The sequence below is a fragment of the Microbacterium sp. H83 genome, from assembly GCF_001650405.1.
Lineage (GTDB): Bacteria > Actinomycetota > Actinomycetes > Actinomycetales > Microbacteriaceae > Microbacterium.
This window is the reverse complement of the sequence record NZ_LWCU01000012.1, coordinates 183,603-208,558: the sequence shown is the minus strand read 5'-3', so window position 1 is coordinate 208,558 and position 24,956 is coordinate 183,603. Positions and strand designations below refer to the sequence as shown.

Genomic DNA, 24,956 nt, shown 5'->3' with positions numbered 1-24,956 from the left:
CGGACATCCGGCATCTCAGAAAGCTGATCTCACGTGGCTTCATCCTCTCCGGTCCGTCACGCCTGGCGGGTCCTCCTCGGCCTCCTCCTGGTGACGGGCGTCCTGTTCGGAATCAACGCCGCGGGCGTCTACGTCTTCACGCAGAGCTCGTGGACGCCTGAGCTCGCCCTCGACCTCCAGGGCGGCACGCAGATCGTGCTCAGCGCGGAGACCGAGGACGGCGCGGCGCCGACCCAGGAGCAGATGGATCAGGCCGCGGCGATCATCCGTCAGCGTGTCGACGCGTCGGGTGTCGCGGAAGCCGACATCACGACCGAGGGCGGCTCGAACATCGTCGTGCAGATCCCCGGCAAGGCGGACGAGCAGACGCGTGAGCGCATCCAGTCGAGCGCGCAGCTGGAGTTCCGACCGGTGCTGGCGACCACGGCGGCGGCGACGTCCTTCGTCGGCGAGGACGGCAACGAGACGCCGTTCCCGACGCCGGACGACTCCCTGAGCGACACGCCGACGGCCGAGCCCACCGATGCGAGCGACCTCGCGTGGGTGACCGACCGGCTCGCGGCGGAGTTCCAGGCGTACGACTGCGCGAATCCCGACAACGATCCGGCCCGCGCGCCCGAGGACCAGCCCCTCATCGCGTGCGACCCGCTCAACCAGGCCAAGTACCTGCTCGGTCCGACCGAGCTCACGGGTGAGGCCATCACGGATGCCACCAGCGGTCGCGACCCCCGGTCGGGCGCCTGGCTCGTGCAGCTGACGATGAACGCCGACGGCACGGACGCGTTCGGCAAGGTCAGCACGCGCCTGAACCAGAACCGTCTGGACAATCTCTCGCCGCGCGACCAGTTCGCGTTCGTCCTCGACGGCTCCGTGATCAGCGCTCCGCGCATGAACGGTCAGATCCTCGACGGGCGCCCGAGCATCTCGGGAGACTTCACGCAGGAGAGCGCGACGACCCTGGCCGACCAGCTCAAGTTCGGTGCTCTGCCGCTCAGCTTCACCGTGCAGAGCGACGACACGGTCTCTGCGACGCTCGGAACCCAGCAGCTGCAGATCGGCCTCATCGCCGGTCTCATCGGACTCGTGCTCGTCGCCGTCTACTCGCTGATCGTGTACCGGGCTCTCGGGTCGGTGATCATCGCGTCGATCGCGGTGATGGCGGTCCTGACCTACATCGTCATCTGCATCCTGGCCTGGCGCCTGGGCTTCCGCCTCTCACTCGCGGGTGTCGCCGGACTCATCGTGTCCATCGGCTTCACGGCCGACTCGTTCATCGTGTACTTCGAGCGCATCAGGGACGAGCTGAGAGACGGCAAGTCGATCACGTCCGCGGTCGAGGACGGCTGGGGGCGCGCGAAGCGCACGATCTACATCTCCAAGTCGATCAACATCCTGGCCGCCGTGGTGCTCTACATCCTCGCCGACTCGACCGTGAAGGGCTTCGCGTTCACGCTGGGCCTCACCACCGTCATCGACGTCTTCATCTTCGTGATCTTCACCCACCCCGTGATGCAGCTGCTCGCCAGGACGAAGTTCTTCGGCGGCGGACACAAACTGTCGGGGCTCGATCCCGAGTCCCTCGGAGCCGTCTACCGCAGCCGCTCGCAGTTCCGCGAGGTCGTCACGGCGTCCGCGGGCCGGGGCGCGAAGAACGCCCGTTCGCGCGGCGAAGCGGATCGCCGCCAGACCATCGCAGAGCGCAAGCGCGCCGAAGCACTCGCCGGTGACAGATCCACCAGCACCGGAAGTGAGGGGGACGCGTGATGGCTTCCATGAACGAGTTCGGAAACAACCTCTACTCGGGCAAGACGTCCTTCCCGTTCGTCGGCAAGCGTCGCCTGTGGTTCATCATCGCGATCGCCCTCGTGGTGGCATCGGCCCTGGTGCCGCTCATCCGGCCGATCCAGTTCTCCATCGAGTTCACGGGCGGATCGCAGTTCACGGTGCAGGCGCCGGACAGCCTCGACCAGGAGACGGCGTCGAACGCCGTGCAGTCGGTCGTCGACGGCGCCGCCACGAAGGTCGTCGTCGTGAACGGCACGGACATCCGCGTCCAGACCGATCAGATGAGCTCCGAGGAGACACAGCAGGTCGCGAACGCCCTCGCCGACGCATACGGCGTGGAGCCGGACAGCGTCGCATCGTCCTTCATCGGTCCGCAGTGGGGCGAGAGCGTCACCCGGCAGTCCCTGTGGGGACTCGCGATCTTCCTCGCGCTCACCTTCCTGATCCTCGCGATCTACTTCCGCACCTGGAAGATGTCGGCCGCGGCGATCCTCGGTCTGCTCGACGTGCTCGTCATCACGGTGGGCGTGTACGCCCTCGCCGGCTTCGAGATCTCGCCGGCCGCGGTGATCGGCTTCCTCACGATCCTCGCGTACTCGCTGTACGACACCACGGTCGTGTTCGACAAGATCAGGGAGAACACCACGGAGGACGGGGAGCAATCCGCCCGGACCTTCGGCGAATCCGTCAACCTCGCGGTCAACCAGACCCTCGTGCGGTCGATCAACACGTCGGTCGTCGCCGCCCTGCCGGTCGGTGCCGTGCTCTTCATCGGCGCGTTCTGGCTCGGCGCCGAGTCGCTCACCGACATCTCGCTCTCGATCTTCGTCGGCATCCTCGTCGCGACGTACTCGACGCTGTTCGTGGCCGCGCCGCTGTATTCGCTGTTCCGCGAGAACGAGCCGCAGATCGCGGCCCGCGACGCGCGGATCCGCGAGGCGCGCAGCCGCGCCTCCGTCGAGGCCTGATCGTCCCGCTCAGCGGGGCCGCCCCCCGCTGAGCACGCGTAAGCTGTTGTGATTCGGGAGGTGAGCGGATGGCGGAACCGCAGACGACGTCGCAGGGATCGAGCCTGAGGCGCCTGGTTCCCCGCATCTTCTCCCGTGCGCCCAGGGTCAACGACCTCGACAACCTGACTCGCACCGTGCGCGCCAATCACCCGCGCGGTGACCTCGCCGTGATCGAGCGTGCGTACGCGGTCGCCAAGGTCAAGCACGAAGGGCAGAAGCGTCAGAGCGGCGAGCCGTACATCACCCACCCGCTCGCGGTCGCCCAGATCCTCGCCGAGATGGGCCTGGGTCCGCGCGCCATCGCGGCCGCGCTGCTGCACGACACCGTCGAGGACACCGGCTACGCGCTGGCGGACCTGACCGCGGAGTTCGGCGACGAGGTCGCGATGCTCGTCGACGGCGTGACCAAGCTCGACAAGGTCAAGTACGGCGAGAGCGCCCAGGCCGAGACCGTCCGCAAGATGATCGTCGCGATGTCGAAGGACATCCGCGTCCTGCTCATCAAGCTCGCCGACCGCCTGCACAACGCCCGCACCTGGGGATTCGTCCCGCCCGAGAAGGCCGCGAAGAAGGCCAAGGAGACGCTCGAGATCTACGCGCCGCTGGCCAACCGCCTCGGCATCCAGGCGATCAAGTCGGAGCTCGAGGATCTGTCGTTCGCGGTCCTGCATCCCAAGATCTACAACGAGATCCACAACCTCATCGCGCAGCGCACGCCGCAACGCGAGAAGTACCTGACGCAGGTCGTCGAGGAGATCGACGAGGATCTCCGCGATCTCCGCATCCGCGGCAAGGTCGTCGGTCGCCCGAAGCAGCTCTATTCCGTGTACCAGAAGATGGTGGTCCGGGGCCGCGAGTTCGACGACATCTACGATCTCATCGGCATCCGCGTGCTCGTCGCCTCCGTGCGCGACTGCTACGCCGTGCTGGGCGCGATCCACGCACGCTGGACACCGCTTCCCGGTCGCTTCAAGGACTACATCGCGACCCCGAAGTTCAATCTCTACCAGTCGCTCCACACGACCGTGATCGGTCCGTCCGGCCGCACCGTCGAGATCCAGATCCGCACGCACGAAATGCATCAGCAGGCCGAGTACGGTGTCGCGGCGCACTGGATGTACAAGGAGCGGATGAACGGCGGCAAGGCCGAGGTCCGCGCAGCCGACGCGGACATGGCCTGGCTCGCGCACATCTCCGACTGGCAGGCCGAGACCGCGGATCCCGGCGAGTTCCTCGACTCCCTCCGGTTCGAGATCGGCGCGAAGGAGGTCTACGTCTTCACGCCGAAGGGCAGGGTCATCGGCCTCCCCGCCGGTGCCACCCCGGTCGACTTCGCGTACGCCGTGCACACCGAGATCGGTCACCGCACGATGGGCTCCAAGGTGAACGGGCGGCTCGTGCCGCTCGAGTCTGAGCTCAAGAGCGGCGATGTGGTGGAGGTCTTCACCTCGAAGAACCCCGACGCCGGACCGAGTCAGGACTGGCTCGGCTTCGTGAAGAGCACTCGCGCGCGGAACAAGATCCGTGGCTGGTTCACGAAGGAGCGCCGCGAGGAGGCCATCGAGCAGGGCAAGGAGTCCATCGCCCGGGCGATGCGCCGGCAGAACCTGCCCCTGCAGCGGCTGATGAGCCAGGACTCGTTCGCCGAGGTCGCGCACCAGCTGCGCTATGAGGACGTCTCGGCCCTCTACGCCGCCGTGGGAGAGGGGCACGTCTCCACCCAGTCGGTGCTCGAGAAGGTCACCGCGCTCGTCTCGGCCGACGATCCGGCCACGGGGCCGATCGACGTGCAGGGCAGCATCCCCACCCGTGAGCCTCGCGCCGGCGACTCGGGCGTGCTGGTCCGCGGTGCCGCCGACATCCTCGTGAAGCTGGCGAAGTGCTGCACCCCCGTGCCCGGCGACGACATCGTGGGCTTCGTGACACGGGGCAGCGGCGTCTCCGTCCACCGGTCGGACTGCGTCAACGTCAAGGCGCTGGCGAGCGAGGAGGACCGTTTCGTCGACGTCTCCTGGGCTCCGACCACGAAGAGCGTCTTCCGGGTGCAGATCCAGGTGGAGGCGCTCGACCGTTCCGGCCTGCTGTCGGACGTCACGCGCGTTCTCAGCGAGCATCACGTCAACATCCTGTCGGCGACGGTGACGACGACGGACGAGCGTCTCGCTCTCAGTCGCTTCGTGTTCGAGATGGGCGACGCCGTGCACCTCGACCGCGTGCTGAACGCCGTGCGGCGCATCGACGCGGTCTACGACGTCTACCGGGTCACCTCGTCCTGACGCTGATCCGGGTGAGCGCGGCCCGGCCCGCGCGCTTGCCCGGCACGCGACCGAGGGAGGCGAGCACGTCGATCGCGTCGCTCGGGAGAGCGGGGTCGACATGCGCGAGCCCGATCATCCAGCGCATCAGCGACTCGTCGCGGTGCAGGCCGAGCGCGAGGTCGACCATGGTGCGCAGAGGCGTCAGGACGGCGACCCCGCCGAGGCGGACGAGCTCCGGGTCCGGAACGTGCACGTCGTGCATCGTGACGCGACGATCGAGCGCGGGGCGGATCCGACGACGGGCGACGCGACGGACGTGATGGAGCGCCGGGGGAGCATCTCGCGCGCCGTGGATCCACGCGGCTGTCGGCCCCGAGGCCACCGTGCCGGCCGGGATGAGGCGGGCGAGGGAGGTCGCCCTGGTGCTCGGACCCTCGACGAGGTCGGCCGGGATGAAGCCCTCGCCCACCGCCACGACGTGGCCGTCGAGCGCCGCCGCGCTCAGCTCGGGCAGCGCGAGGCGGTCACCGGGCAGATACAGGAACGCGGGATGCATCCCGCCAGTGTGGCGTGGAGCATCCCGCGTCCGTGGTCGTGAGACCGATCTGTGGAGACCTCAGCCGCCCAGGGCGTTGAGCCAGGCGCGGCGCGCCTCGAGTGCGTCGGCGGCATCCTTCGCCGCCTTCTTGTCTCCGGCCTTCTCCGCAGCGGCGACCTCGGCCTCGAGCTTCTCGATCGCCTCGACGAGCTGGGAGCTCATGTCGTTCGCGCGCGCCTTGGTCTCGGGGTTGTTCTTCTTCCAGTCGACGTCCTCGCGCGCCTTCAGCGCCTGCTCGATCACGCGCAGGCGGTCGTCGAGAGCGCGCTCCTTGTCGCGCGGGAAGATCCGCCCGATCTCATCCCACTGCCGCTGGATGCGGGTGAGCAGCGCGCGGGCGCGCTTGATGTTCGACTCGTCGGCGACGGCCTTGGCCTCTTCGAGAAGCGCCTGACGCGCCTCGATCTTGGGAGCCGAGTCGGCCTCCTCGGCGGCGGACTGCTCGGCGCGAGCCGAGTACAGCGCGTCGCCGGCCGCCTTGAACCGCGCCCAGAGGGCGTCGTCCGCCTTGCGACCCGCTCGTCCCGCCGCCTTCCACTCGTCGAGCAGGGTGCGGTACGAGGGGATGCCGTCGACGCCGCGCGGGGCCAGGGCCTCGGCGCGCTCGACGAGCCGGGTCTTGGCGTCGCGAGCGACCTTGTGCGCGTCGTCGAGCTCGGAGTAGAACGCGCGACGGGCCTTGTCGACCGTGCCCCGGGCGTCGCGGAACCGCTTCCACAGCTGCTGCGAGACGCCCTTCGAGAGGCGGGGCCCGTTCTGCTGGTGCGCCTGCCAGGCGTCGAACAGCTCGCCGAGCTCGGCGGTGACCTGCTTCCACTGGACCTTCGACAGGTCGCGGGACGCGATCGCCTCGGCGCGCTCGACGAGGGCGGTGCGCTCGGCGACGGCCTGGTCGACGAGCTCCTTCGCCTGCTGCGCCTCGTGCGCCGTGGCCTCGGACAGCGACGAGGTCAGGGCGTCGAGGCGGCCGCGGAGTCCGACCAGGTCGCCGACCGCCGCGGCATCCGTCGTCTCGGAGACGAGGTGCGCCGCCTGCTTCGCGAGATCGGTCGCCGAGGCGCCGCCCGCCTGGTGGCGCTGCTCGAGCGCGGTCACCTTGAAGGCGATGTCGTCGTACTTGCGCACGAAGTAGGCGAGCGCCTCCTCGGGCGTGCCGTCGGGGTACTGGCCGACGACGCGCCAGGCGTCGCCCTCGCGGACCTCGACGGTGCCGTCGTCGGCGACGCGACCCCACTCGGCGGCGTCGCTCGTCGACGTCGTCGATGCGGGCGCGGCCGGCGCGACGGTCGCGGGCGTGGGCGCCTTGCGGGGCATCGGCACGGCCGGGGGCGTGGGAACGGGGGGAGTCGGCTTCGACGGCTCGGTGGCAGACACGGTGATTCTCCTTGCGCGGTAGGGCCCGCGGGAGGCGGAAAGGACGATGTTCAGCCTAGTACGAGCAGCCCGGTCTCAGTGTGGCCCCGGCATCTCACAACAGCCGTTACCGTTCTGTGAGCAGATCGTTCGACGCAGGAAACACCGCGCGTCACATGCGGGAAACACCGCGCTCCTATCGTCGCCAGCACGGCATCCGTCGATTGGAGCAGCATGAGCGAGATCGCACTCACCCCCGCAGAGATCGTCGTGGTCGGCGCCGGCATGGTGGCCCACCGGTTCGTCGAGAGCCTGCTCGCCCGCGCCGAGACCCCGCTTCACGTGACCGTGATCGGCGACGAGGGCCGCCACCCGTACGACCGCGTCGGCCTCACCGGGTTCTTCTCGGGATCCACGCCGGAGGACCTCGAGCTCGACCGCTCGATCTTCGACGACTTCCGGGTGCGGATGCTGCCGGACGACCGGGTGCTCCGGATCGATCGGGTCGCGAGGACGGTGACCACCCGATCCCGTCGGGTCGTGCCGTACGACACCCTCGTGCTCGCGACCGGGTCGTATGCCGCGAAGGTCGCCGTCGACGGCGCCGACCTCCCCGGATGCTTCGTCTACCGCACGCTCGACGACGTGCAGAGCCTGAAGGCCTTCGTCGAGAACAGGGCGCGCCGCCTCGGCCGCCCTCTGCGCGGCGCGGTGATCGGCGGCGGACTGCTCGGACTCGAGGCTGCAGGGGCGCTGCAGGGCATGGACGTCGAGGCGACGGTGGTGCAGTATTCGGACCGCCTGATGTCGTCTCAGCTCGACGCGGCCGGCGGAGCGATGCTGCGGAGACTGCTCGAGGCCCGAGGCATGACCGTGCGCACGGAATCGCGGACGACGCGGCTCGACCCGGACGCCTCGGGGATGGTCACGGCGCTCGAGTTCCAGGACGGGTCGATCGAGCGCGCCGACGTGGTCGTGTTCACGGTCGGGGTGCGGCCTCGCGATGAGCTCGCCCGCAATGCGGAGCTGGACGTGGAGCCCCGCGGGGGCGTCGTCATCGACGAGCGCTGCGGAACGTCGGACCCGCACATCCTCGCGATCGGCGAGGTCGCCAGCTTCGGCGGCCGGTGCGTGGGACTCGTCGCCCCCGGCTACGCGATGGCCGAGGTCGCGGCCACCCGGATCCTCGGCGGCGAGGCGGCGTTCCCCGGGTACGACGACTCCTCGAAGCTCAAGCTGTCGGGGGTCGACGTGGCGAGCTTCGGCGACGCTCTGGCCGCGACGCCGAACGCGCTCGACGTCGTCTACGCCGATCCGATCGCCGGCGTCTACAAGAAGCTCGTGCTCTCGGATGACGCGCAGACGCTGCTCGGCGGCATCCTCGTGGGCGACGCCGCCGCGTACGGTGCGCTGCGTCCGCTCGTGGGGGCGGCGCTCGGTGCGGATCCCGCGGCGTTCCTGCTGCCGGAGGGCGGCGTGGAGGCGCCCGGCGGCGAACTGCCCGACGCGGCCGTGGTGTGCTCGTGCTCGAGCGTGACGGCGGGGCGCATCCGCCAGGCCGTGCACGAGGAGGGCTGCACCGACGCCGCGGCGGTCAAGGGCTGCACCAGGGCCGGTGCCACGTGCGGTTCGTGCGTGCTCATGGTGAAGAAGGTCGTCGGCCAGGAGCTCACGAAGCTCGGTCAGACGGTGTCGCATGCTCTGTGCGAGCACTTCGACCTGTCGCGGCGGCAGCTGTTCGACGCCGTGCGCGTCGCCGAGCTCACGACCTTCAGCGCGATCGTCGAGCGGTTCGGCCGTGGCAGAGGCTGCGACATCTGCAAGCCGGCGATCGCGAGCATCCTCTCGGTCCTCGTGGGCGCCCACGTCCTCGACGGCGAGAACGCGACGCTGCAGGACACCAACGACCATGTCATGGCCAACATGCAGAAGGACGGCACGTACTCGGTGGTCCCGCGGATGCCCGGCGGCGAGGTGACGCCCGAGGGCCTGCTCGCGATCGGCCAGGTGGCGAAGGACTTCGCGCTGTACACGAAGATCACGGGCGGGCAGCGGATCGACATGTTCGGGGCGCGACTCGAGCAGCTCCCGCTCATCTGGCAGCGGCTCGTGGATGCCGGCTTCGAGTCGGGGCAGGCCTACGGCAAGTCGCTGCGCACGGTGAAGTCGTGCGTCGGATCCACCTGGTGCCGGTACGGGGTGCAGGACGCCGTCGGCATGGCCGTGCGGCTGGAGCTGAGATATCGAGGACTGAGAGCGCCGCACAAGCTCAAGCTCGGGGTGTCCGGCTGCGCCCGCGAGTGCGCCGAGGCGCGCGGCAAGGACGTCGGCGTGATCGCGACCGAGACCGGGTGGAACATGTACGTCGGCGGCAACGGCGGCTTCTCGCCGCGGCACGCCCAGCTGCTCGCCTCCGACCTCGACGACGAGGGTCTGATCCGGGCGATCGACCGGTTCTTCATGTACTACATACGGACGGCGGACCGTCTGCAGCGCACCGCGCCGTGGTGCGAGGAGCTCGACGGCGGGATCGACGGCCTTCGGAGCGTCATCCTCGACGACAGCCTCGGCATCTGCGCCGACCTCGACGCGGCGATGGCGCTGCACGTCGACCGCTACGAGGACGAGTGGGCGGCGACGCTCCGCGACCCGGTCAAGCTCGAGCGCTTCCGCTCGTTCGTCAATGCCGCGGACACCCCCGACCCGTCGCTCGCCTATGTGGCCGAGCGCGGGCAGATCCGCCCCGCGACGACCGAGGAGCGGCGCGGCGGAGTGCTCATCGCGGGCACCGCGCTGGAGGTGCGGCGATGAGCGTCGTGAGCGCCGCTCCGGGCGTCCGGGTCTGCACGATCGACGACCTCGAGGTCGAGCGGGGCCGCGCCGCCCTGATCGACGGCGAGCAGGTGGCCCTGTTCCTGCTGGCCGACGGCTCCGTGCACGCGGTCGACAATCTCGATCCGTACAGCGGGGCGCAGGTGATGTCGCGCGGCATCGTCGGCTCGCGGGGCGACGCTCCGACCGTCGCGTCGCCGCTGCACAAGCAGGTGTTCGATCTCCGCACCGGCATCTGCCTCGAGACGCAGGGCCGACCGGATGCCGCGCTGCGCGTGTGGCCGGTGAGCGTCGTCGACCGCGCGGTCCATGTGCGCCGCGTCCGAGGGGAGGACGCATGAGCCCGGCACTCGTCGGACGCGTCGACCTCGTCGGCGGCGGGCCGGGACCGGTCGATCTGCTGACCCTCCGGGCGCATCGGCTGCTGATGGCCGCCGACGTGGTGGTCGCGGACCGGCTGGGCCCCTTCGAGGAGCTGCGTTGCGCGCTGGCTCCGCACGTCGAGGTGATCGACGTGGGCAAGAGCCCTGGAGACCACCCCGTTCCCCAGCACGAGATCAACCGGCTGCTCGTCGACCGGGCTCGCGCCGGCAAGAGGGTCGTCCGCCTCAAGGGCGGCGACCCGTTCGTCCTGGGACGCGGGGGAGAGGAGGTGCTCGCCTGCGAGGCCGCGGGCATCCCGGTGTCGGTGACTCCCGGCATCAGCAGCGCGATCTCGGTTCCCCAGGCCGCGGGCATCCCCGTGACCCACCGTGGCGTCGCGTCCGCCGTGCACATCGTGAACGGCCACGGAGACCTCTCCATCGGCGCCCTCGCGTCGCTCGCGGACCCGACCGCGACGACCGTGATCCTGATGGGGGTGGCCGCTCTGCCGCGCATCGCCCGCGCCGCCCGCGCGCACGGCGCGGACGGCGGCCTGCCCGTCGCGATCGTCGAGAACGGCCACACCGAGCGCCAGCGCACGATCCGCTCCACGCTGGCGACCGTCGAGGCGGATGCCGCCGCGGCCGCCGTCGTGAACCCCTCCGTCATCGTCTTCGGCGAGGTGGCGCGTGCGGGGCTGCTGCTGCCGACTGCCGGAATGATCGCCGAGAGCATCGTCTGATGCCCGTGCGGACGCTCGATTCGGCTCTGGCCGGATGCACGATCATCGTCGCCGCCGATCGTCGCTCCGTCGATCTGGCGACCGCGCTGGAGCGGCGGGGCGCGGTCGTGCATCGAGCGCCTGCGTTGAGCATCGTGACCGGAGCGGACGACGTCGAGATGCTCGCCCGTACGGAGCGGGTCATCGCGGACCCGCCGGACATCGTGGTCGTGACGACCGGAGTCGGCTTCCGCGGATGGATGGACGCGGCGCACGAGCACGGTCTCGACGAGGCGCTCGACGCCGCCCTCCGCGATGCGCACTTCGTCGCCAGGGGACCCAAGGCGCACGGCGCCATCCAACAGGCGGGCTTCACCGCCGACTGGGTGGCCGAGAGCGAGACGTCGGCAGAGGTCGCCGAGTATCTGCGCGCCTCGGGTGTCGCCGGCAAGCGCATCCTCGTGCAGCACCACGGTGCCGGATCCGACGGCCTCGACGAGGTGCTGACGGATGCCGGCGCCGACGTCCTCAGCATCACGGTCTACCGCTGGGGCCCGCCTCCCGACCCCGAGGTCGTCCGCCGCTCCGCGATGCAGGCGGCCGGCGGCGAGGCCGACGCCGTGCTGTTCACGTCGGCACCCGGCGCCGCCTCGTGGATCGCCGTCGCGCAGGAGGCGGGCGTGCTCGACGGCATCCGCCGCCGCTCGCATTCCGGGCGCCTGCTGCTGGCGTCGGTCGGGCCCATCACCGCGGCGCCGCTCCATGCCGCGGACCTCCACACCGTGATCGCCGACCGCGGGCGCCTCGGCTCTCTCGCGCGCACCGTGATCTCGCACTTCGGCGGGGGCCGTGCGCCCTCGCTGCCGACCGAGCCGGGGCGCGTCGAGGTGCGCAGCGGAGGGGTCGTGGTCGGCGGCGAGTTCATCCCGCTGTCGCGGTCGGCGGCCGCGCTGCTCGAAGCCCTCGCATCCGCCGGCGGCCGGGTGCTCTCGCGTGCGGACCTGGGCGGAGTGCTTCCGGGCGCGGAGCGCAACGCGCACGCGGTGGAGGTGGCCGTCGCCCGGCTCCGCGAGGCGCTCGGCGGTCGGGAGCTCGTGCACACCGTGGTCAAGCGCGGCTACCGACTGGCGGTGACCGAGGACTGATCCGCATCCTCCCTCATCTGCGCCATGACGTCGACGGGCCCGGTGAGCGGTGCGCTCACCGGGCCCGTCGACGTCCGCGGCGTCAGACCACGCCCGCGGGCTCGGGAGTGCGCTCCGCCGCGACGGCGCGAGGGGCGCGGCTGACGCGGACGCGCGGGGTCCTGACACGACGCGTCGCCGGTCGGCCGTACGTCAGGTACAGCGGCAGCCCGGCGAGCAGCAGGCCGCCGACGAGGTTGCCGATCACCGTGGGGATCTCGTTCCAGATCAGGTAGTCCATGATCGTGAAGTCGGCACCGAGCAGCAGGCCCGAGGGGAACAGGAACATGTTCACGATCGAGTGCTCGAATCCCATGTAGAAGAAGAGCGAGATGGGCAGCCACATCGCGACGATCTTGCCCAGGACGTTGTCGGACACCATCGCGAGGATCACGGCGGTCGACACCATCCAGTTGCACAGCACGCCGCGGATGAAGAGCGTCAGCATTCCCGCCGCGCCGTGATCGGCGTATCCGACGGTGCGGCCGTGGCCGATCTCGCCGATCGCGAGCCCGACGGCGCTGGGCTCGGTGGAGAAGCCGTACGTGAAGTAGATCGCCATCAGGACGGCGACCAGGAACGCTCCGCCGAAGTTGCCCAGGAACACGAGGCCCCAGTTGCGGAGGACGGCTCCCGTCGTGGCGCCGGGGCGCTTGTCGAGCACGGCGAGCGGCGCCAGGGTGAACACCCCCGTGAGGAGGTCGTAGCCCAGCAGGTACAGCAGTACGAAGCCGATCGGGAAGAGCAGCGCGCCGAGCAGCGGCTGCCCGGTCTGCGTCGAGACGGTCACCGCGAAGGCGGCGCCGAGCGTCAGGATGGCGGCGCCCATGAAGGCGCGGATCAGGGTGTCTCGCGTGGACAGCTGGATCTTGTAGGCGCCGGCGTCCACCATGCGGGTGACGAGCTCGGCGGGCTTGATGTACGACATGGGCGACCTCCAGGGGACGAGGGGAGCGGCGTGCTCACTGCGTCCATGGTCGCGGCGACCGGTTTCGGGCGATCGCGCGGTGCGTTACAGGTCTGGTGCGAAGCGCTCACACGCCGCAGGCGCGGTGTGTGAGATCGGGGACGGGCCCGCGTCAGCCGGCCGGCGTCTCCTCGACAGGGGACTCCTCGGCGGGCGTCTCGGTCGGAGCAGGCTCCGGCGCCGTGGTGTCCGTCGGGGCAGGGGCGTCCGTCGGCTCGACGGTGGGCGTCGGCTCGGGCGCGGGAGGCGCGACCTGCGCGTGCACCACCTGACTGCCGACGGCGGCGAGCACGATGACCGCGCCCGCGATGCTCGCGATCGTGTTGTCCCTGACCCGGCGTCGGATGCGGCTGTCGTGCCACTCCGTGCGGGCCGCGTGACGTCGAGCGCGCTCCGCCTCGGTGCGCTGCTGCGCGCTCTTCGATCCGCGTGCGGCCATGCCGTGCTCCCTTGCTGAGGTGGAGGTGCGGCGCTCGGGGGCCGTGCGCCGGGGGAAACGTCGCCTGAGAGCCTACCCGTCACGATCCGGGGCTCCCGCCACGCCCGGTGTCGGCGACCGGCGATAGCCTGGAGGGATGACCTCCGCATCCGCACTGCTCTCCGGCCAGACGCCGCTCGCCGTGCGTATGCGTCCGGTGTCGCTCGACGAGGTCGCAGGGCAGAAGCACCTCCTCCGCGCGGGATCCCCGATCGTCGCACTCGCCGACCCGGCGGCCGCATCGCCGGGCGCCGTGTCGATCATCCTCTGGGGTCCGCCGGGGACGGGCAAGACGACCCTCGCGCAGGCGATCGCACGCTCGTCCGGCCGCCGGTTCGTCGAGCTCTCGGCCATCACCGCCGGCGTCAAGGACGTCCGCGAGGTGATGCAGGAGGCCATCACGCAGCGCGATCTGTACGGGCAGACGACGATCCTGTTCCTCGACGAGATCCACCGCTTCACCAAGGCGCAGCAGGACGCGCTGCTGCCGGGCGTCGAGAACGGATGGGTGATCCTGATCGCCGCGACGACCGAGAACCCGTCGTTCTCCGTCATCTCGCCGCTGCTCTCGCGCTCCCTGCTCCTCACGCTCCAGCCGCTGACCGACGAGGACATCGCCGTGCTGGTCGACCGCGCCGTGCAGGACGCGCGCGGTCTCAACGGCGCCGTGACGCTGGCCGACGACGCGCGCTCCGCACTGATCCGGCTCGCGTCGGGCGACGCGCGCCGCGCGCTCACGGGACTCGAGGCGGCCGCCGCCGTCGCGCTGTCGAACGCGGGGGAGGGCGCGACCCCGGAGGCGACCGCCGACGACGTGGCGCAGGCCGTCGACAAGGCGCTGCTGCGCTACGACCGGCAGGGCGACGAGCACTACGACGTGATCAGCGCCTTCATCAAGTCGATCCGGGGCTCCGACCCGGATGCCGCGCTGCACTATCTCGCCCGGATGATCGAGGCGGGCGAGGATCCGCGCTTCATCGCCCGCCGGCTGGTGATCTCGGCCTCCGAGGACGTCGGCCTGGCCGATCCGCAGGCGCTGTCGATCGCCGTGGCCGCCGCCGACGCTGTGGCGTTTATCGGCATGCCGGAGGGGCGCATCCCGCTCGCGGAGGCGACGGTCTACCTCGCGACCACCGCGAAGTCGAACGCGGCGTACACGGGCATCGACGCGGCGATCGCGGACATCAGGGCCGGCGGCTTCGGCCGTGTGCCCCTGCACCTGCGCGACGCCCATTATCCGGGCGCCAAGCGACTGGGCCACGGACGCGGTTACGCCTACCCGCACGACAGCGAGTTCGGCATCCTTCCGCAGCAGTACCTCCCCGACGAGCTGCAGGGCCGGCGTTACTACGCGCCGAAGAACCTCGGCGCTGAACGCGACATCTCGGCCCGGCTGGAGCGCATCCGCCGCATCCTCGACGGCGGCTGAGCCGCATCTGTTAGACTTGAGCGGCTCGAAACCGAGTTTTCGGGCATCTCCTCGTTCACACCACACCTTGCTGGCGCCCCGGCGTGCGCTCCAAGGCAGAACGCGGTGATACGTCCGCGAGTCGCGAAAGTCGCGACCGCGTCATCGGAAGGATAGCTTCGTGACCACGAAGTCTCAGGACCGCCGCAAGGTGCGCCTCAGCCGCGCACTCGGCATCCCGCTCACCCCGAAGGCCGCCCGCTACCTCGAGAAGCGTCCCTACGCTCCGGGTGAGCACGGCCGCACCAAGCGCAAGGCTGACAGCGACTACGCCGTCCGTCTGCGTGAGAAGCAGCGTCTGCGCGAGCAGTACGGCATCCGCGAGAAGCAGATGCGCAACACCTTCAACGAGGCTCGTCGCACCGAGGGCCTGACCGGTGAGAACCTCGTCGAGCTCCTCGAGATGCGTCTCGACGCCCTCGTGCTGCGTTCGGGCTTCGCCCGTACGACCGCACAGGCGCGCCAGCTCGTCGTGCACCGTCACATCCTCGTCGACGGTCAGCTCGTCGACCGCCCGTCCTTCCGCGTGAAGCCGGGTCAGCTCATCCACGTCAAGGCCAAGAGCGAGGGCACCGAGCCCTTCCAGGTGGCAGCGGCCGGCGGTCACGCCGAGGTGCTTCCCCCGGTTCCCGGCTACCTCGAGGTCGAGCTCGACAAGCTCCAGGCTCGCCTGGTCCGTCGTCCGAAGCGCGCCGAGGTCCCCGTGACCTGTGAAGTGCAGCTCGTCGTCGAGTACTACGCAGCTCGCTGAGTCCAGCTGTTCCGCAGAAGGCGTCGGGGTCATCCCGACGCCTTCTGTCGTTTCCGCATACGATGGAGACACCGCGCCCTCGCGGGTCCAAGGCAAGGATGACGACATGAAGAACGTGCTGTGGTTCCTGATCGGCGTGATCGGCGGCTTCGTCGCGGCGCATTTCATGAACAAGGACCCGCGCGGTCACGACATCCTCGCCGAGGTCGACGCCCGGTTCAACGAGTTCACGGCGATCATCGGCGACGCGTACCGCGAGCAGCAGGCGCGCCTCACCGATCCCGCCGACGACTGACCTCGCCCGACGCGCGACCCTCTTCCACACCCTGCACGCAAGGACACCCGGCACCCCATGAACACTGCGGACATCGCGCAGCGCTATCTCGACTACTTCGAGAAGAACGACCACCTCATCGTCCCGTCCGCGTCGCTGGTCAGCGACGACCCGTCGCTGCTCTTCACCGTCGCCGGCATGGTGCCGATGATCCCGTATCTCACGGGTGTCGTCCCCGCTCCGCATCCTCGCATCGCGGACCTGCAGAAGTGCATCCGCACCAACGACATCGAAGAGGTCGGCCGCACGGCCCGCCATGGCACCTTCTTCCAGATGCTGGGCAACTGGTCGTTCGGCGACTACTTCAAAGAGGGCGCGATCCGCTACGCCTGGGAGCTGCTCACCAGTGCTGAGTCCGACGGCGGCCTGGGCTTCGACGAGAAGGACCTCTGGGTCACCGTGTACGAGACGGACGACGAGGCCGAGGCCATCTGGCGCGACATCATCGGCCTGAAGCCCGAGCGCATCCAGCGCCTGGGTCGCGCCGACAACTACTGGAACACCGGTCAGCCCGGCCCCGGCGGCCCCGACTCGGAGATCTTCTTCGACCGCGGTCCCGCATACGGTCAGGACGGAGGCCCCGCGGCCGATGACTCGCGGTTCCTGGAGATCTGGAACCTCGTGTTCATGCAGGACTTCATCGAGAACATCCGCGGCAAGACGGAGTTCGACATCGTGGGCGAGCTCCCGATGAAGAACATCGACACCGGCATGGGACTCGAGCGCGTCGCGTTCCTCAAGCAGGGCGTCGAGAACATGTACGAGACCGACCAGGTGCGTCCGGTCCTCGACCGCGCGGTCGAGCTCTCCGGCCGCCGCTACGGCGCCGTCCACGAGGACGACGTCCGCTTCCGCGTCATCGCCGACCACGTGCGCTCCTCGCTGATGCTGCTCTCCGACGGCGTGCGTCCGTCGAACGAGGGGCGCGGCTACATCCTGCGCCGTCTGATGCGCAGGACCGTCCGGGCGATGCGGCTCCTCGGCGTCGACGAGCCGGTCTTCCCCGAGCTCTTCGCGACCTCGAGGGACGCCATGAAGTCGGCCTACCCGGAGCTCGAGACCGAGTGGTCGACCCTCTCCGCATCCGCCTTCGCCGAGGAGGAGACCTTCCGGCGCACCCTCGCGCAGGGCTCGACGATCCTCGACCTCGCGCTCGACGAGACGAAGAAGAAGGGCGACTCGGCGCTGAGCGGTCGAGAGGCGTTCCTCCTCCACGACACTTACGGCTTCCCGATCGACCTCACGCTCGAGGTCGCGGAGGAGGCCGGGCTGAACGTCGACCGCGCCGCCTTCGACTCCCTGATGCAGGAGCAGCGCACCCGCGCCAAGGAGGACGCCCGCAACCGCAAGCGCCAGCTGGCCGACGTCTCGGTGTACCGCGACCTGCGTGCGCTGGGAGAGACCGGATTCGACGGCTACTCCGAGCACGAGGTCGACTCGCGCATCCTCGGGATCCTCGTCGACGGTCAGGTCGTGCGCAGCGCGTCGGAGGGCCAGATCGCCGAGGTCGTGCTCGCCGAGACGACCCTCTACGCCGAATCCGGCGGGCAGGTGGCCGACAAGGGCGTCATCGTGGGCCCGGGCTACGAGCTCGACGTCCTCGACGTGCAGAAGCCCGTGCCGGGGCTCATCAGCCACACGGTCGAGGTGACCCGAGGGTCCGTCGCCGTCGACGACGCCGCCACCACGATCGTCGACGCGGCGAACCGCCGCGCGGCGCGTCAGGCGCACTCGGCGACGCACCTCGTGCACGCCGCGCTGCGCGACACCCTCGGTCCGACCGCGACGCAGTCGGGCTCCCTCAACCGCGCCGGCTACATGCGCTTCGACTTCGCCTGGTCGCAGGCGCTGTCCGGCGAGACGCGCACCGAGATCGAGGACATCGCGAACCGGGCGGTGCAGGACGCGCTCGAGGTCACGACCCGCATCGTCTCGCTCGACGAGGCGAAGGAAGCCGGCGCCATGGCGCTGTTCGGCGAGAAGTACGGCGACGTCGTGCGCATGGTGGACATCGGCGGCCCGTGGTCTCGTGAGCTCTGCGCCGGTACGCACGTCGGCACCAGCGCCGAGATCGGTCTCGTCAGCGTGGTGGGGGAGTCGTCGGTCGGCGCCTCGAACCGACGCATCGAGGCGCTCGTCGGACGGGATGCCTTCCGTGAGCTCGCCGCCGAGCGCGCTCTCGTCTCGCAGCTGACCTCGTCGCTCAAGACGCCGCGCGACCAGCTCGTCGAGCGGATCTCCGACCTCTCCGCGAACCTCAAGGCCGCGGAGAAGCGCATCGCCCAGTTCGAGGCCAGGGAGCGCGCGGGCCAGGTGCCCGCCATCGCCGACGCCGCGGAGCGGGTCGGCGCCTTCCGCGTGGCCGCGCAGTCCCTCGGCGACCTCGCCTCCGCCGACGACGTGCGCGAGCTCGTGCTCGGCGTCCGCGACCGCCTGGGTGCGGACGCGGCCGTCGTGGCGCTCGGAGCAGTCGTCAACGGACGCCCGGTCGTGGTCGTCGCGACGAACGACGCCGCCCGTGCCGCGGGTGCCAAGGCGGGTGCGCTGGCGAAGCGCGCGGCGTCGGTGCTCGGCGGCGGCGGCGGCGGTCGGGATGACGTCGCCCAGGGAGGCGGAACGGACGCGGGGGCGCTGCCCGCGGCGCTCGAGGCCGTCGCGCAGGAGCTGCGGACAGCGTGACGGGCTTCCGTCGCGGAGTGCGTCTCGGCATCGACGTCGGACGGGCGCGAGTCGGTGTCGCCCGGTGCGATCCGGACGGCATGCTCGCGGTGCCGGTCGAGACGGTGCCTCGTGACGCGCGATCCGTCGACCGTCTCGCCGAGATCGCCTCCGAGTACGAGCCGCTCGAGTTCGTGGTGGGTCTGCCTGTCAATCTCCGCGGCTCCGACACCGCCTCGACGACCGATGCCCGCGATTTCGCGGTGTCCCTCGCAACACGCACGGGCATCCCGGTGCGGCTCGTGGACGAGCGTCTGAGCACGGTCACCGCACACGCCGCACTGCGATCCTCGGGCAGAACACAGAAGAACTCTCGTAGCATTGTGGATCAGGTCGCCGCGGTGGTTCTGCTGCAGCAGGCGATAGACACGGAGAAGAGCACCGGAAACCCGCCCGGAGCCACTGTTCCGCTCGACGAGGAGTCACCCTGACCATGCCCGAACGAGAGAGTGCGTCGCCGCAGCACGACCCGCACGCCCGCCTGGGTGATCTGTTCGAGAATCTGCCGGACCCGACGCAGCAGATCCCGACCGTGGACGAGACGCCCCCGGCACCGGGATCCCGGCGCGCCGCGCGCGAGGCGGCCGCGACGAGGTCCAACGGCGGATCGACTCCGCGGACGCCCGCCGCTCCGTCGCGAGGGACCTCCGCGGAAGACGGAGCCGCAGACGCGCCCGTGACCCGCGCGTTCCCCGTCACCGTCGCCGAGCCCGCGCCCGAGCGTGCGGCCGAGGCCGAGGCCGCGCCTGCGGCTCGGCAGTCCGCCGTCTCGCAGAGCGGGGAGCCCGAGGCCATGCCTCCCGCACCCGCGACGACGCCTCGGACGGCATCCGAGGAGCCTGCGCCCGTGAGGGACGCCCCGGCGTCGGGCGGGCGCCTCGAAGACCTCTTCCACGAGCACGCCGACGACGGGTCGGGTGCGAAGCCGCCCGCGCGCAAGCGCCGGACCGGTTGCCTGGTCGCGCTGATCATCGTGCTCGCCGTCGTCGGCGGCATCGCCGGTGCGGGAATCTGGGCGTGGAACACCTACGGCGACCGGATCAGCGAGACGCTCGGCTGGGGCGACCCGAAGGACTGGGAGCCGGGTCAGGCGACCGGCGAGGTGCTCGTGACGATCAAGGAGGGCGACACCGGCGGTCCGGTGTCGACCGCGCTGTTCGAGGCCGGTGTCACCCGCACCGAGGACGTCTTCTACGACTACCTCGTCGACGAGGGCATCGCCGTCACCTTCTACCCGGGCAACTATCGCCTGCAGGAGAAGATGACCGCGGAGGCGGCCCTCGCCGCACTCAAGGATCCCGCGAACAAGCTCGAGAACTCCGCGAGCGTCGGAGAAGGGGCGACCATCGCGTCGTCGCTCCCCGGCATCGCCGACTCGCTCGCGATCCCGATCGAGGACCTCGAGGCGGCCGTGGCGGACCCGGCAGCCTACGGCGTCACCGCCCAGTCCCTCGAGGGATGGCTCTTCCCGGCGGTCTACACGTTCGACCCGGGAGTCACCGCGCAGCAGGTGATCCAGCGCATGGTCGACCGCACGCGCGAATCGCTCGACGGCGCCGGCGTGCCGGCCGAGGACGCGCAGCGAGTGCTGACGATCGCCTCGATCATCCAGCGCGAGGGTCTCACCGCCGACTTCCCGAAGGTCTCGCGGGTGATCCAGAACCGTCTGGACATCGACATGATGCTGCAGATGGACTCCACGGCGCAGTACGGATACGGTTCGCTGCACGAGGGCGTCGTCTCGAGCTCGGCGGAGGCCCTCGAGGATCCCAACCCCTGGAACACCTACGTCCACACGGGGCTGCCCGTCACCCCGATCGCGAGCCCGAGCGACGCCGCGATCAAGGCGGCCATGAGCCCTGCGGACGGTCCCTGGCTCTACTTCGTCACGGTCAACCTCGCCACCGGCGAGACGCAGTTCTCCGAGACGTACGAGGAGCACCTGAAGGGCGTCGAGAAGTGGGATCAGTGGTGCAAGGAGAATCCCGACGGCGGCTGCTCGGCGGGATGACGCGTCGCCGGCTCGCGGTCTGGGGCGACCCGATCGCGCACTCCCGATCGCCGCAGCTGCATGCTGCGGCGTACGGCGTGCTCGGCCTCGACTGGGAGTACACACGGGTCCGCGTCGACGAACCGGCCTTCGCCGCCGAGCTCGCCGCGCTCGACGACACCTGGCGCGGGCTCTCGCTGACGATGCCGCTGAAAGAGCGGGCGCACCGGGCGGCGGCGACCCTCGACGGGCATGCCAGATCCACCGGGGCCGTCAACACGCTGCTGCTCGGCGAGCGACCTGCGGGCTTCAACACCGACGTCGGCGGCATCGTCGACGCACTCGCGGAACAGGGGATCGCCGAGGCGCGGCGCGTGCGCATCCTCGGTGCGGGGGCGACCGCGGCGTCGGCGCTCGTCGCCGTGGCGGAGATGGGAGCGCGGAGCGTCGATGTGCGTGCGCGGCGGCCGGAGCGGGCGGCCGCGCTCTCCGCGCTGGGGGAGCGACTCGGCGTCGTCACCTCCATCGACGATCTCACCGCCGATCCGAGCCCTGTGGACCTCACGGTGGCCACGCTCCCGAGCGGTGCCGCCCTCGATGCCGACACCTCGGCGCGGCTCGCCGCGGTCGGGGGCGAGCTCTTCGACGTGGCGTACGCGCCCTGGCCGTCCGCGCTCGCGACGGTCTGGGGAAGCGATCGTGCGATCTCGGGTCTGGGCATGCTGCTCCACCAGGCCAAGCGCCAGATCCGCATCTTCCTGCACGGCGACCCGCTGCTGCCCCTTCCCGACGAGCAGGCGATCGTCCTGGCCATGCGCAGCGCCCTCACGACGTAGGACGACACGCGGCGGAGAGTCGTCGGAACCCGTGGGAGACTGGAGCAATGCTCCGCGTGCTCACGGCCGGCGAATCGCACGGCCCAGAACTCATTGCCGTCATGGAGGGTCTGCCCTCGGGCGTCCCGGTGTCGTCCGAGGCGATCCAGGCCGATCTCGAGCGCCGCAAGCTCGGCTACGGCCGCGGCTCGCGCATGAAGTTCGAGCAGGACGAGCTCACCATCTCCGGCGGGGTGCGCCACGGGCGCACCCTCGGCAGCCCCATCGCGCTGCGCATCGGCAACACCGAGTGGCCGAAGTGGATCGAGGTCATGAACCCCGAGCCCGTCGAGCTCACCGACAGGTCTCGGGGCCGCGGGGCGCCGCTGACCCGCCCGCGCCCTGGGCACGCCGACCTCGTCGGCATGCAGAAGTACGACTTCGACGAGGCGCGTCCCATCCTCGAGCGCGCGAGCGCCAGGGAGACCGCCGCGCGCGTGGCGCTGGGCGCGGTCGCGCGGTCGTTCCTCGGCGAGCTGGGCATCCGTCTCGTCAGCCACACCCTCTCGATCGGACCGGTGCGGGTCCCGGACGGAGCGGCGCTGCCCACCCCGGACGACGTCGATGCGCTGGACGCCGACCCGCTGCGGTGCTTCGACGCCGACACGTCGGCCCGGATGGTGGCGGAGGTCGACGACGCGAAGAAGGACGGCGACACCCTCGGCGGCATCGTGGAGGTGCTCGCGTACGGGCTCCCGCCCGGACTGGGCTCGCACGTGCACTGGGACCGACGGCTGGACGCGCGCCTCGCCCAGGCGCTGATGAGCATCCAGGCGATCAAGGGCGTGGAGGTCGGAGACGGCTTCGAGACCACGCGCCGCCGCGGCTCGGCCGCGCACGACGAGCTGTTCGCCACCGCCGACGGGATCTCCCGCGCCTCGGATCGGGCGGGCGGCACCGAGGGCGGCATGTCCACCGGGACCGTTCTGCGCGTCCGCGCCGGGATGAAGCCCATCGCGACGGTCCCGCACGCGCTGCGGACCATCGACGTCGCGACGGGGGAGGACGCCACGGCCCATCACCAGCGCTCCGACGTCTGCGCCGTGCCCGCGGCCGGGGTCGTCGCCGAGGCCATGGTCGCGATCGAGCTGGCCCGCGCGGTCCTCGAGAAGTTCGGCGGCGACAGCGTCCGGGAGACGCGCCGCAACCTCGCGGGCTACCTCGACGGCATCCCCGAGGAGCTGCGGACGACCCCTGCGTCCGAGGCGGCGCTCATCGCGCATGACGAGCGAGGCTGAGCGGCTGACGCTGGTCCTCGTCGGCCCGATGGCGGCGGGCAAGACCAGCATCGGACGTCGGGTGGCGCGTCGGCTCGGCGTGCCCTTCGTCGACACGGACAAGCGGGTGGTCGCCGAGCACGGACCGATCCCGGAGATCTTCGCCGCGCACGGCGAGGCGCGCTTCCGGGAGCTGGAGCGGGCAGCCGTCGCGGCGGCTCTCGCGGAGGACGGCGTGATCTCCCTGGGCGGCGGCGCGGTGACGGACGCCGGCACGCGGGCGCTGCTCCAGCGGCATCCGGTGGTCTTCCTCACGGTGACTCCGGAAGCCGTCGCCGACCGCATCGCCGGGGCCGGACGTCCACTGCTGGCGGGCGAGGATCCGCTGAGCCGGTGGACGGCCATCTTCGAGGAGCGTCGTGCCTGGTACGACGAGGTGGCCACGGCGACGTTCGACACGTCCCGGAGGCCCATGCAGCGCATCGCCGAGGACATCGCGTCATGGAGGAGAGAACTGAGATGAGCACCACCACCATCAGCGTCACGGGCGACACCCCGTACGACATCCGCATCGGCCGCGGGATCCTCGACGAGGTGTCCGCCGCGCTGGATCCGGGAGTGCGCAAGGTGCTCGTGGTCCACCCGCCGACACTGGCGGCACGGGCCGCGGAGCTTCGCGACCGGCTCCTCGCCGACACCGCGAACGGTCCCCGCGAGGTCCTGCTCGCCGAGGTCCCGGATGCCGAGCAGGGCAAGCGCATCGAGGTCGCCGCGTTCTGCTGGCAGGTCATGGGGCAGGCGGACTTCACGCGCACGGACGCCGTGGTGGGCTACGGCGGCGGAGCGGTCACCGACCTCGCCGGATTCGTCGCGGCCACCTGGCTGCGCGGAGTCCAGGTCGTGCAGGTCCCCACCACCGTGCTCGGCCTCGTCGACGCGGCGGTCGGCGGCAAGACCGGGATCAACACCGCCGAGGGCAAGAACCTCGTCGGCGCCTTCTGGGCTCCGCGCGCCGTCATCGGCGATCTCGACGAGCTCGCCAGCCTCAGCCCCAACGAGGCGACCGCCGGCTTCGCGGAGGTCGTCAAGGCCGGGTTCATCTGGGCGCCCGAGATCCTCGACATCGTCGAGGCGGACCCGGCGCGCGCCGTCGACACGACGACGGACGAGTTCCGTCGCACGGTGGAGCTCGCCATCGACATGAAGGCGACGGTCGTCTCGGAGGACTTCCGCGAGGCCGGTCAGCGGAAGATCCTCAACTACGGCCACACGCTCGGCCACGCCATCGAGCACGCCGAGCGCTACCGCTGGCGCCACGGCGCCGCCGTCTCGATCGGGATGCTGTACGCCGCCGAGCTGTCGCGCCTCGCCGGTCGGCTGTCCGACGCCGCCGCGGAGCGCCACCGCACCGTCCTCGAGTCCCTCGGGCTCCCGACGTCGTACCGAGCGGGCGCCTGGCCGCAGCTGCTCGCGACGATGCAGCGCGACAAGAAGAGCCGCGGCGGGATGCTGCGCTTCATCCTGCTCGACGACATCGCCAAGCCGACGGTGCTCCAGGCGCCCGACGAATCCCTCCTGTTCGCCGCGTACCAGGAGGTGGGGGAGTGACCCGCCGGCGGATCCTCCTCGTGAACGGGCCGAACCTGAATCTGCTGGGCAGCCGTGAGCCGGACGTCTACGGCACGGCGACTCTCGCCGACGTCGAGCGGCTGACCGCGGACGCCGCCGCAGCAGAGGGGTTCGACGTGCGCGCCATCCAGAGCAATCACGAGGGCGTCCTCATCGACGCGATCCACGCCGCGCGCGAGGACTGCGCCGCCGTCGTCATCAATCCCGGGGGGCTGACCCACACCTCGGTCGCCCTGCGCGACGCGCTGACGGGCGTCGCCCTGCCGTTCGCCGAGGTGCACATCTCGGATGTGTACGCACGCGAGGAGTTCCGTCACCACTCCTACCTCCACGACGTCGCCGCGGTGCGGGTGATCGGCGAAGGCGTCGAGGGGTATGCGAGCGCCGTGCGGCAGCTCGCGGCGCTCATCCCGTAGAATCGACTC

General features: G+C 70.7%; 22 protein-coding genes. 18 read left to right on the top strand and 4 right to left on the bottom strand.

The features are described from left to right. Positions 1–33: 33 nt before the first annotated feature. From secD to A4X16_RS06985, 3 genes are all read left to right on the top strand, one after another. Positions 34–1,764 carry a protein translocase subunit SecD gene (gene secD, locus A4X16_RS06995; protein ID WP_067118387.1) on the top strand — a complete coding sequence of 577 codons (1,731 nt, stop codon included), beginning with the start codon at positions 34–36 and terminating at the stop codon, positions 1,762–1,764. Further along, a complete protein-coding gene (secF, locus tag A4X16_RS06990; protein ID WP_067118384.1) occupies positions 1,764–2,753 on the top strand; it encodes a protein translocase subunit SecF in 990 nt (329 codons plus the stop codon). The genes secD and secF overlap by 1 nt, the downstream gene beginning before the upstream one ends. A 68-nt stretch (positions 2,754–2,821) precedes the next feature. Further along, positions 2,822–5,071, top strand: coding sequence for a RelA/SpoT family protein (locus A4X16_RS06985; protein WP_067118381.1), 2,250 nt, complete (start codon positions 2,822–2,824; stop codon positions 5,069–5,071). On the opposite strand, the gene A4X16_RS06980 is transcribed toward A4X16_RS06985, so the two are convergent. Continuing rightward, positions 5,058–5,609, bottom strand: coding sequence for a type IV toxin-antitoxin system AbiEi family antitoxin (locus A4X16_RS06980; protein WP_067118379.1), 552 nt, complete (start codon positions 5,607–5,609; stop codon positions 5,058–5,060). The genes A4X16_RS06985 and A4X16_RS06980 overlap by 14 nt on opposite strands. Positions 5,610–5,669: 60 nt before the next feature. Next, complete coding sequence (locus A4X16_RS06975; protein ID WP_197491791.1) at positions 5,670–7,025, bottom strand: DUF349 domain-containing protein; 1,356 nt, start codon at positions 7,023–7,025, stop codon at positions 5,670–5,672. Positions 7,026–7,238: 213 nt separating this feature from the next. On the opposite strand from A4X16_RS06975, the gene nirB reads away from it, so the two are divergent. From nirB to A4X16_RS06955, 4 genes are read left to right on the top strand one after another with little or no spacing between them, the layout of a single operon-like run. Next, the gene (gene nirB, locus A4X16_RS06970) at positions 7,239–9,815 is read left to right on the top strand and encodes a nitrite reductase large subunit NirB (RefSeq protein WP_197491790.1); all 2,577 of its coding nucleotides are present in this window, start codon (positions 7,239–7,241) and stop codon (positions 9,813–9,815) included. After that, positions 9,812–10,177 carry a nitrite reductase small subunit NirD gene (gene nirD, locus A4X16_RS06965; RefSeq protein WP_067118376.1) on the top strand — a complete coding sequence of 122 codons (366 nt, stop codon included), beginning with the start codon at positions 9,812–9,814 and terminating at the stop codon, positions 10,175–10,177. The genes nirB and nirD overlap by 4 nt, the downstream gene beginning before the upstream one ends. Then, the gene (gene cobA / locus A4X16_RS06960) at positions 10,174–10,941 is read left to right on the top strand and encodes a uroporphyrinogen-III C-methyltransferase (RefSeq protein WP_067118373.1); all 768 of its coding nucleotides are present in this window, start codon (positions 10,174–10,176) and stop codon (positions 10,939–10,941) included. Before nirD ends, cobA begins: the two co-directional genes overlap by 4 nt. Further along, positions 10,941–12,065 (top strand): uroporphyrinogen-III synthase, encoded by a 1,125-nt coding sequence (locus A4X16_RS06955; RefSeq protein ID WP_067118370.1) that lies wholly within the window; start codon positions 10,941–10,943, stop codon positions 12,063–12,065. Before cobA ends, A4X16_RS06955 begins: the two co-directional genes overlap by 1 nt. Positions 12,066–12,147: 82 nt before the next feature. Here the strand turns inward: A4X16_RS06955 and A4X16_RS06950 are convergent, their stop codons facing one another. Beyond that, complete coding sequence (locus tag A4X16_RS06950; RefSeq protein WP_067118365.1) at positions 12,148–13,032, bottom strand: formate/nitrite transporter family protein; 885 nt, start codon at positions 13,030–13,032, stop codon at positions 12,148–12,150. Positions 13,033–13,183: 151 nt separating this feature from the next. Continuing rightward, positions 13,184–13,510: a hypothetical protein gene (locus tag A4X16_RS06945; protein WP_067118362.1), complete on the bottom strand. Its 327-nt coding sequence runs from the start codon at positions 13,508–13,510 to the stop codon at positions 13,184–13,186. Between the two features lie 136 nt (positions 13,511–13,646). Between A4X16_RS06945 and A4X16_RS06940 the strand changes: the two genes are divergently transcribed. The 11 genes from A4X16_RS06940 (at position 13,647) to aroQ (ending at position 24,947) form a co-directional block, all read left to right on the top strand. After that, positions 13,647–14,978: a replication-associated recombination protein A gene (locus tag A4X16_RS06940; protein WP_082914338.1), complete on the top strand. Its 1,332-nt coding sequence runs from the start codon at positions 13,647–13,649 to the stop codon at positions 14,976–14,978. A 160-nt stretch (positions 14,979–15,138) separates the two neighbouring features. Then, entirely contained in the window at positions 15,139–15,768 is a 630-nt protein-coding gene (gene rpsD / locus A4X16_RS06935; RefSeq protein WP_067118359.1) for a 30S ribosomal protein S4, read from the top strand. Positions 15,769–15,874: 106 nt separating this feature from the next. Further along, positions 15,875–16,063 carry a hypothetical protein gene (locus A4X16_RS06930; RefSeq protein WP_067118356.1) on the top strand — a complete coding sequence of 63 codons (189 nt, stop codon included), beginning with the start codon at positions 15,875–15,877 and terminating at the stop codon, positions 16,061–16,063. A gap of 57 nt (positions 16,064–16,120) precedes the next feature. Next, the gene (gene alaS / locus A4X16_RS06925; RefSeq protein ID WP_067118353.1) at positions 16,121–18,781 is read left to right on the top strand and encodes an alanine--tRNA ligase; all 2,661 of its coding nucleotides are present in this window, start codon (positions 16,121–16,123) and stop codon (positions 18,779–18,781) included. Beyond that, complete coding sequence (gene ruvX, locus A4X16_RS06920) at positions 18,778–19,251, top strand: Holliday junction resolvase RuvX (RefSeq protein ID WP_067118350.1); 474 nt, start codon at positions 18,778–18,780, stop codon at positions 19,249–19,251. The genes alaS and ruvX overlap by 4 nt, the downstream gene beginning before the upstream one ends. Positions 19,252–19,253: 2 nt before the next feature. Next, positions 19,254–20,831, top strand: a complete 1,578-nt coding sequence (gene mltG, locus A4X16_RS06915; RefSeq protein WP_082914337.1) for an endolytic transglycosylase MltG — start codon at positions 19,254–19,256, stop codon at positions 20,829–20,831. Next, a complete protein-coding gene (locus tag A4X16_RS06910; protein ID WP_067118347.1) occupies positions 20,828–21,646 on the top strand; it encodes a shikimate dehydrogenase family protein in 819 nt (272 codons plus the stop codon). Before mltG ends, A4X16_RS06910 begins: the two co-directional genes overlap by 4 nt. Positions 21,647–21,693: 47 nt before the next feature. Continuing rightward, entirely contained in the window at positions 21,694–22,923 is a 1,230-nt protein-coding gene (aroC, locus tag A4X16_RS06905; protein ID WP_067118344.1) for a chorismate synthase, read from the top strand. Further along, positions 22,907–23,425 carry a shikimate kinase gene (locus A4X16_RS06900; protein ID WP_067118341.1) on the top strand — a complete coding sequence of 173 codons (519 nt, stop codon included), beginning with the start codon at positions 22,907–22,909 and terminating at the stop codon, positions 23,423–23,425. The genes aroC and A4X16_RS06900 overlap by 17 nt, the downstream gene beginning before the upstream one ends. Beyond that, the gene (gene aroB, locus A4X16_RS06895) at positions 23,422–24,510 is read left to right on the top strand and encodes a 3-dehydroquinate synthase (RefSeq protein WP_067118337.1); all 1,089 of its coding nucleotides are present in this window, start codon (positions 23,422–23,424) and stop codon (positions 24,508–24,510) included. The genes A4X16_RS06900 and aroB overlap by 4 nt, the downstream gene beginning before the upstream one ends. Next, complete coding sequence (gene aroQ / locus A4X16_RS06890; protein WP_067118334.1) at positions 24,507–24,947, top strand: type II 3-dehydroquinate dehydratase; 441 nt, start codon at positions 24,507–24,509, stop codon at positions 24,945–24,947. Before aroB ends, aroQ begins: the two co-directional genes overlap by 4 nt. The last annotated feature ends 9 nt before the right edge of the window (positions 24,948–24,956 follow it).

Excerpts from the sequence above, each read along its gene's own strand:
- secF (WP_067118384.1), top strand. The coding sequence starts at position 1,764 with ATGGCTTCCATGAACGAGTTCGGAAACAACCTCTACTCGGGCAAGACG.
- A4X16_RS06985 (WP_067118381.1), top strand. The coding sequence starts at position 2,822 with ATGGCGGAACCGCAGACGACGTCGCAGGGATCGAGCCTGAGGCGCCTG.
- A4X16_RS06980 (WP_067118379.1), bottom strand. The coding sequence starts at position 5,609 with ATGCATCCCGCGTTCCTGTATCTGCCCGGTGACCGCCTCGCGCTGCCC.
- nirB (WP_197491790.1), top strand. The coding sequence starts at position 7,239 with ATGAGCGAGATCGCACTCACCCCCGCAGAGATCGTCGTGGTCGGCGCC.
- nirD (WP_067118376.1), top strand. The coding sequence starts at position 9,812 with ATGAGCGTCGTGAGCGCCGCTCCGGGCGTCCGGGTCTGCACGATCGAC.
- cobA (WP_067118373.1), top strand. The coding sequence starts at position 10,174 with ATGAGCCCGGCACTCGTCGGACGCGTCGACCTCGTCGGCGGCGGGCCG.
- A4X16_RS06955 (WP_067118370.1), top strand. The coding sequence starts at position 10,941 with ATGCCCGTGCGGACGCTCGATTCGGCTCTGGCCGGATGCACGATCATC.
- A4X16_RS06950 (WP_067118365.1), bottom strand. The coding sequence starts at position 13,032 with ATGTCGTACATCAAGCCCGCCGAGCTCGTCACCCGCATGGTGGACGCC.
- A4X16_RS06945 (WP_067118362.1), bottom strand. The coding sequence starts at position 13,510 with ATGGCCGCACGCGGATCGAAGAGCGCGCAGCAGCGCACCGAGGCGGAG.
- A4X16_RS06940 (WP_082914338.1), top strand. The coding sequence starts at position 13,647 with ATGACCTCCGCATCCGCACTGCTCTCCGGCCAGACGCCGCTCGCCGTG.
- A4X16_RS06930 (WP_067118356.1), top strand. The coding sequence starts at position 15,875 with ATGAAGAACGTGCTGTGGTTCCTGATCGGCGTGATCGGCGGCTTCGTC.
- alaS (WP_067118353.1), top strand. The coding sequence starts at position 16,121 with ATGAACACTGCGGACATCGCGCAGCGCTATCTCGACTACTTCGAGAAG.
- mltG (WP_082914337.1), top strand. The coding sequence starts at position 19,254 with ATGCCCGAACGAGAGAGTGCGTCGCCGCAGCACGACCCGCACGCCCGC.
- A4X16_RS06910 (WP_067118347.1), top strand. The coding sequence starts at position 20,828 with ATGACGCGTCGCCGGCTCGCGGTCTGGGGCGACCCGATCGCGCACTCC.
- aroC (WP_067118344.1), top strand. The coding sequence starts at position 21,694 with ATGCTCCGCGTGCTCACGGCCGGCGAATCGCACGGCCCAGAACTCATT.
- A4X16_RS06900 (WP_067118341.1), top strand. The coding sequence starts at position 22,907 with ATGACGAGCGAGGCTGAGCGGCTGACGCTGGTCCTCGTCGGCCCGATG.
- aroB (WP_067118337.1), top strand. The coding sequence starts at position 23,422 with ATGAGCACCACCACCATCAGCGTCACGGGCGACACCCCGTACGACATC.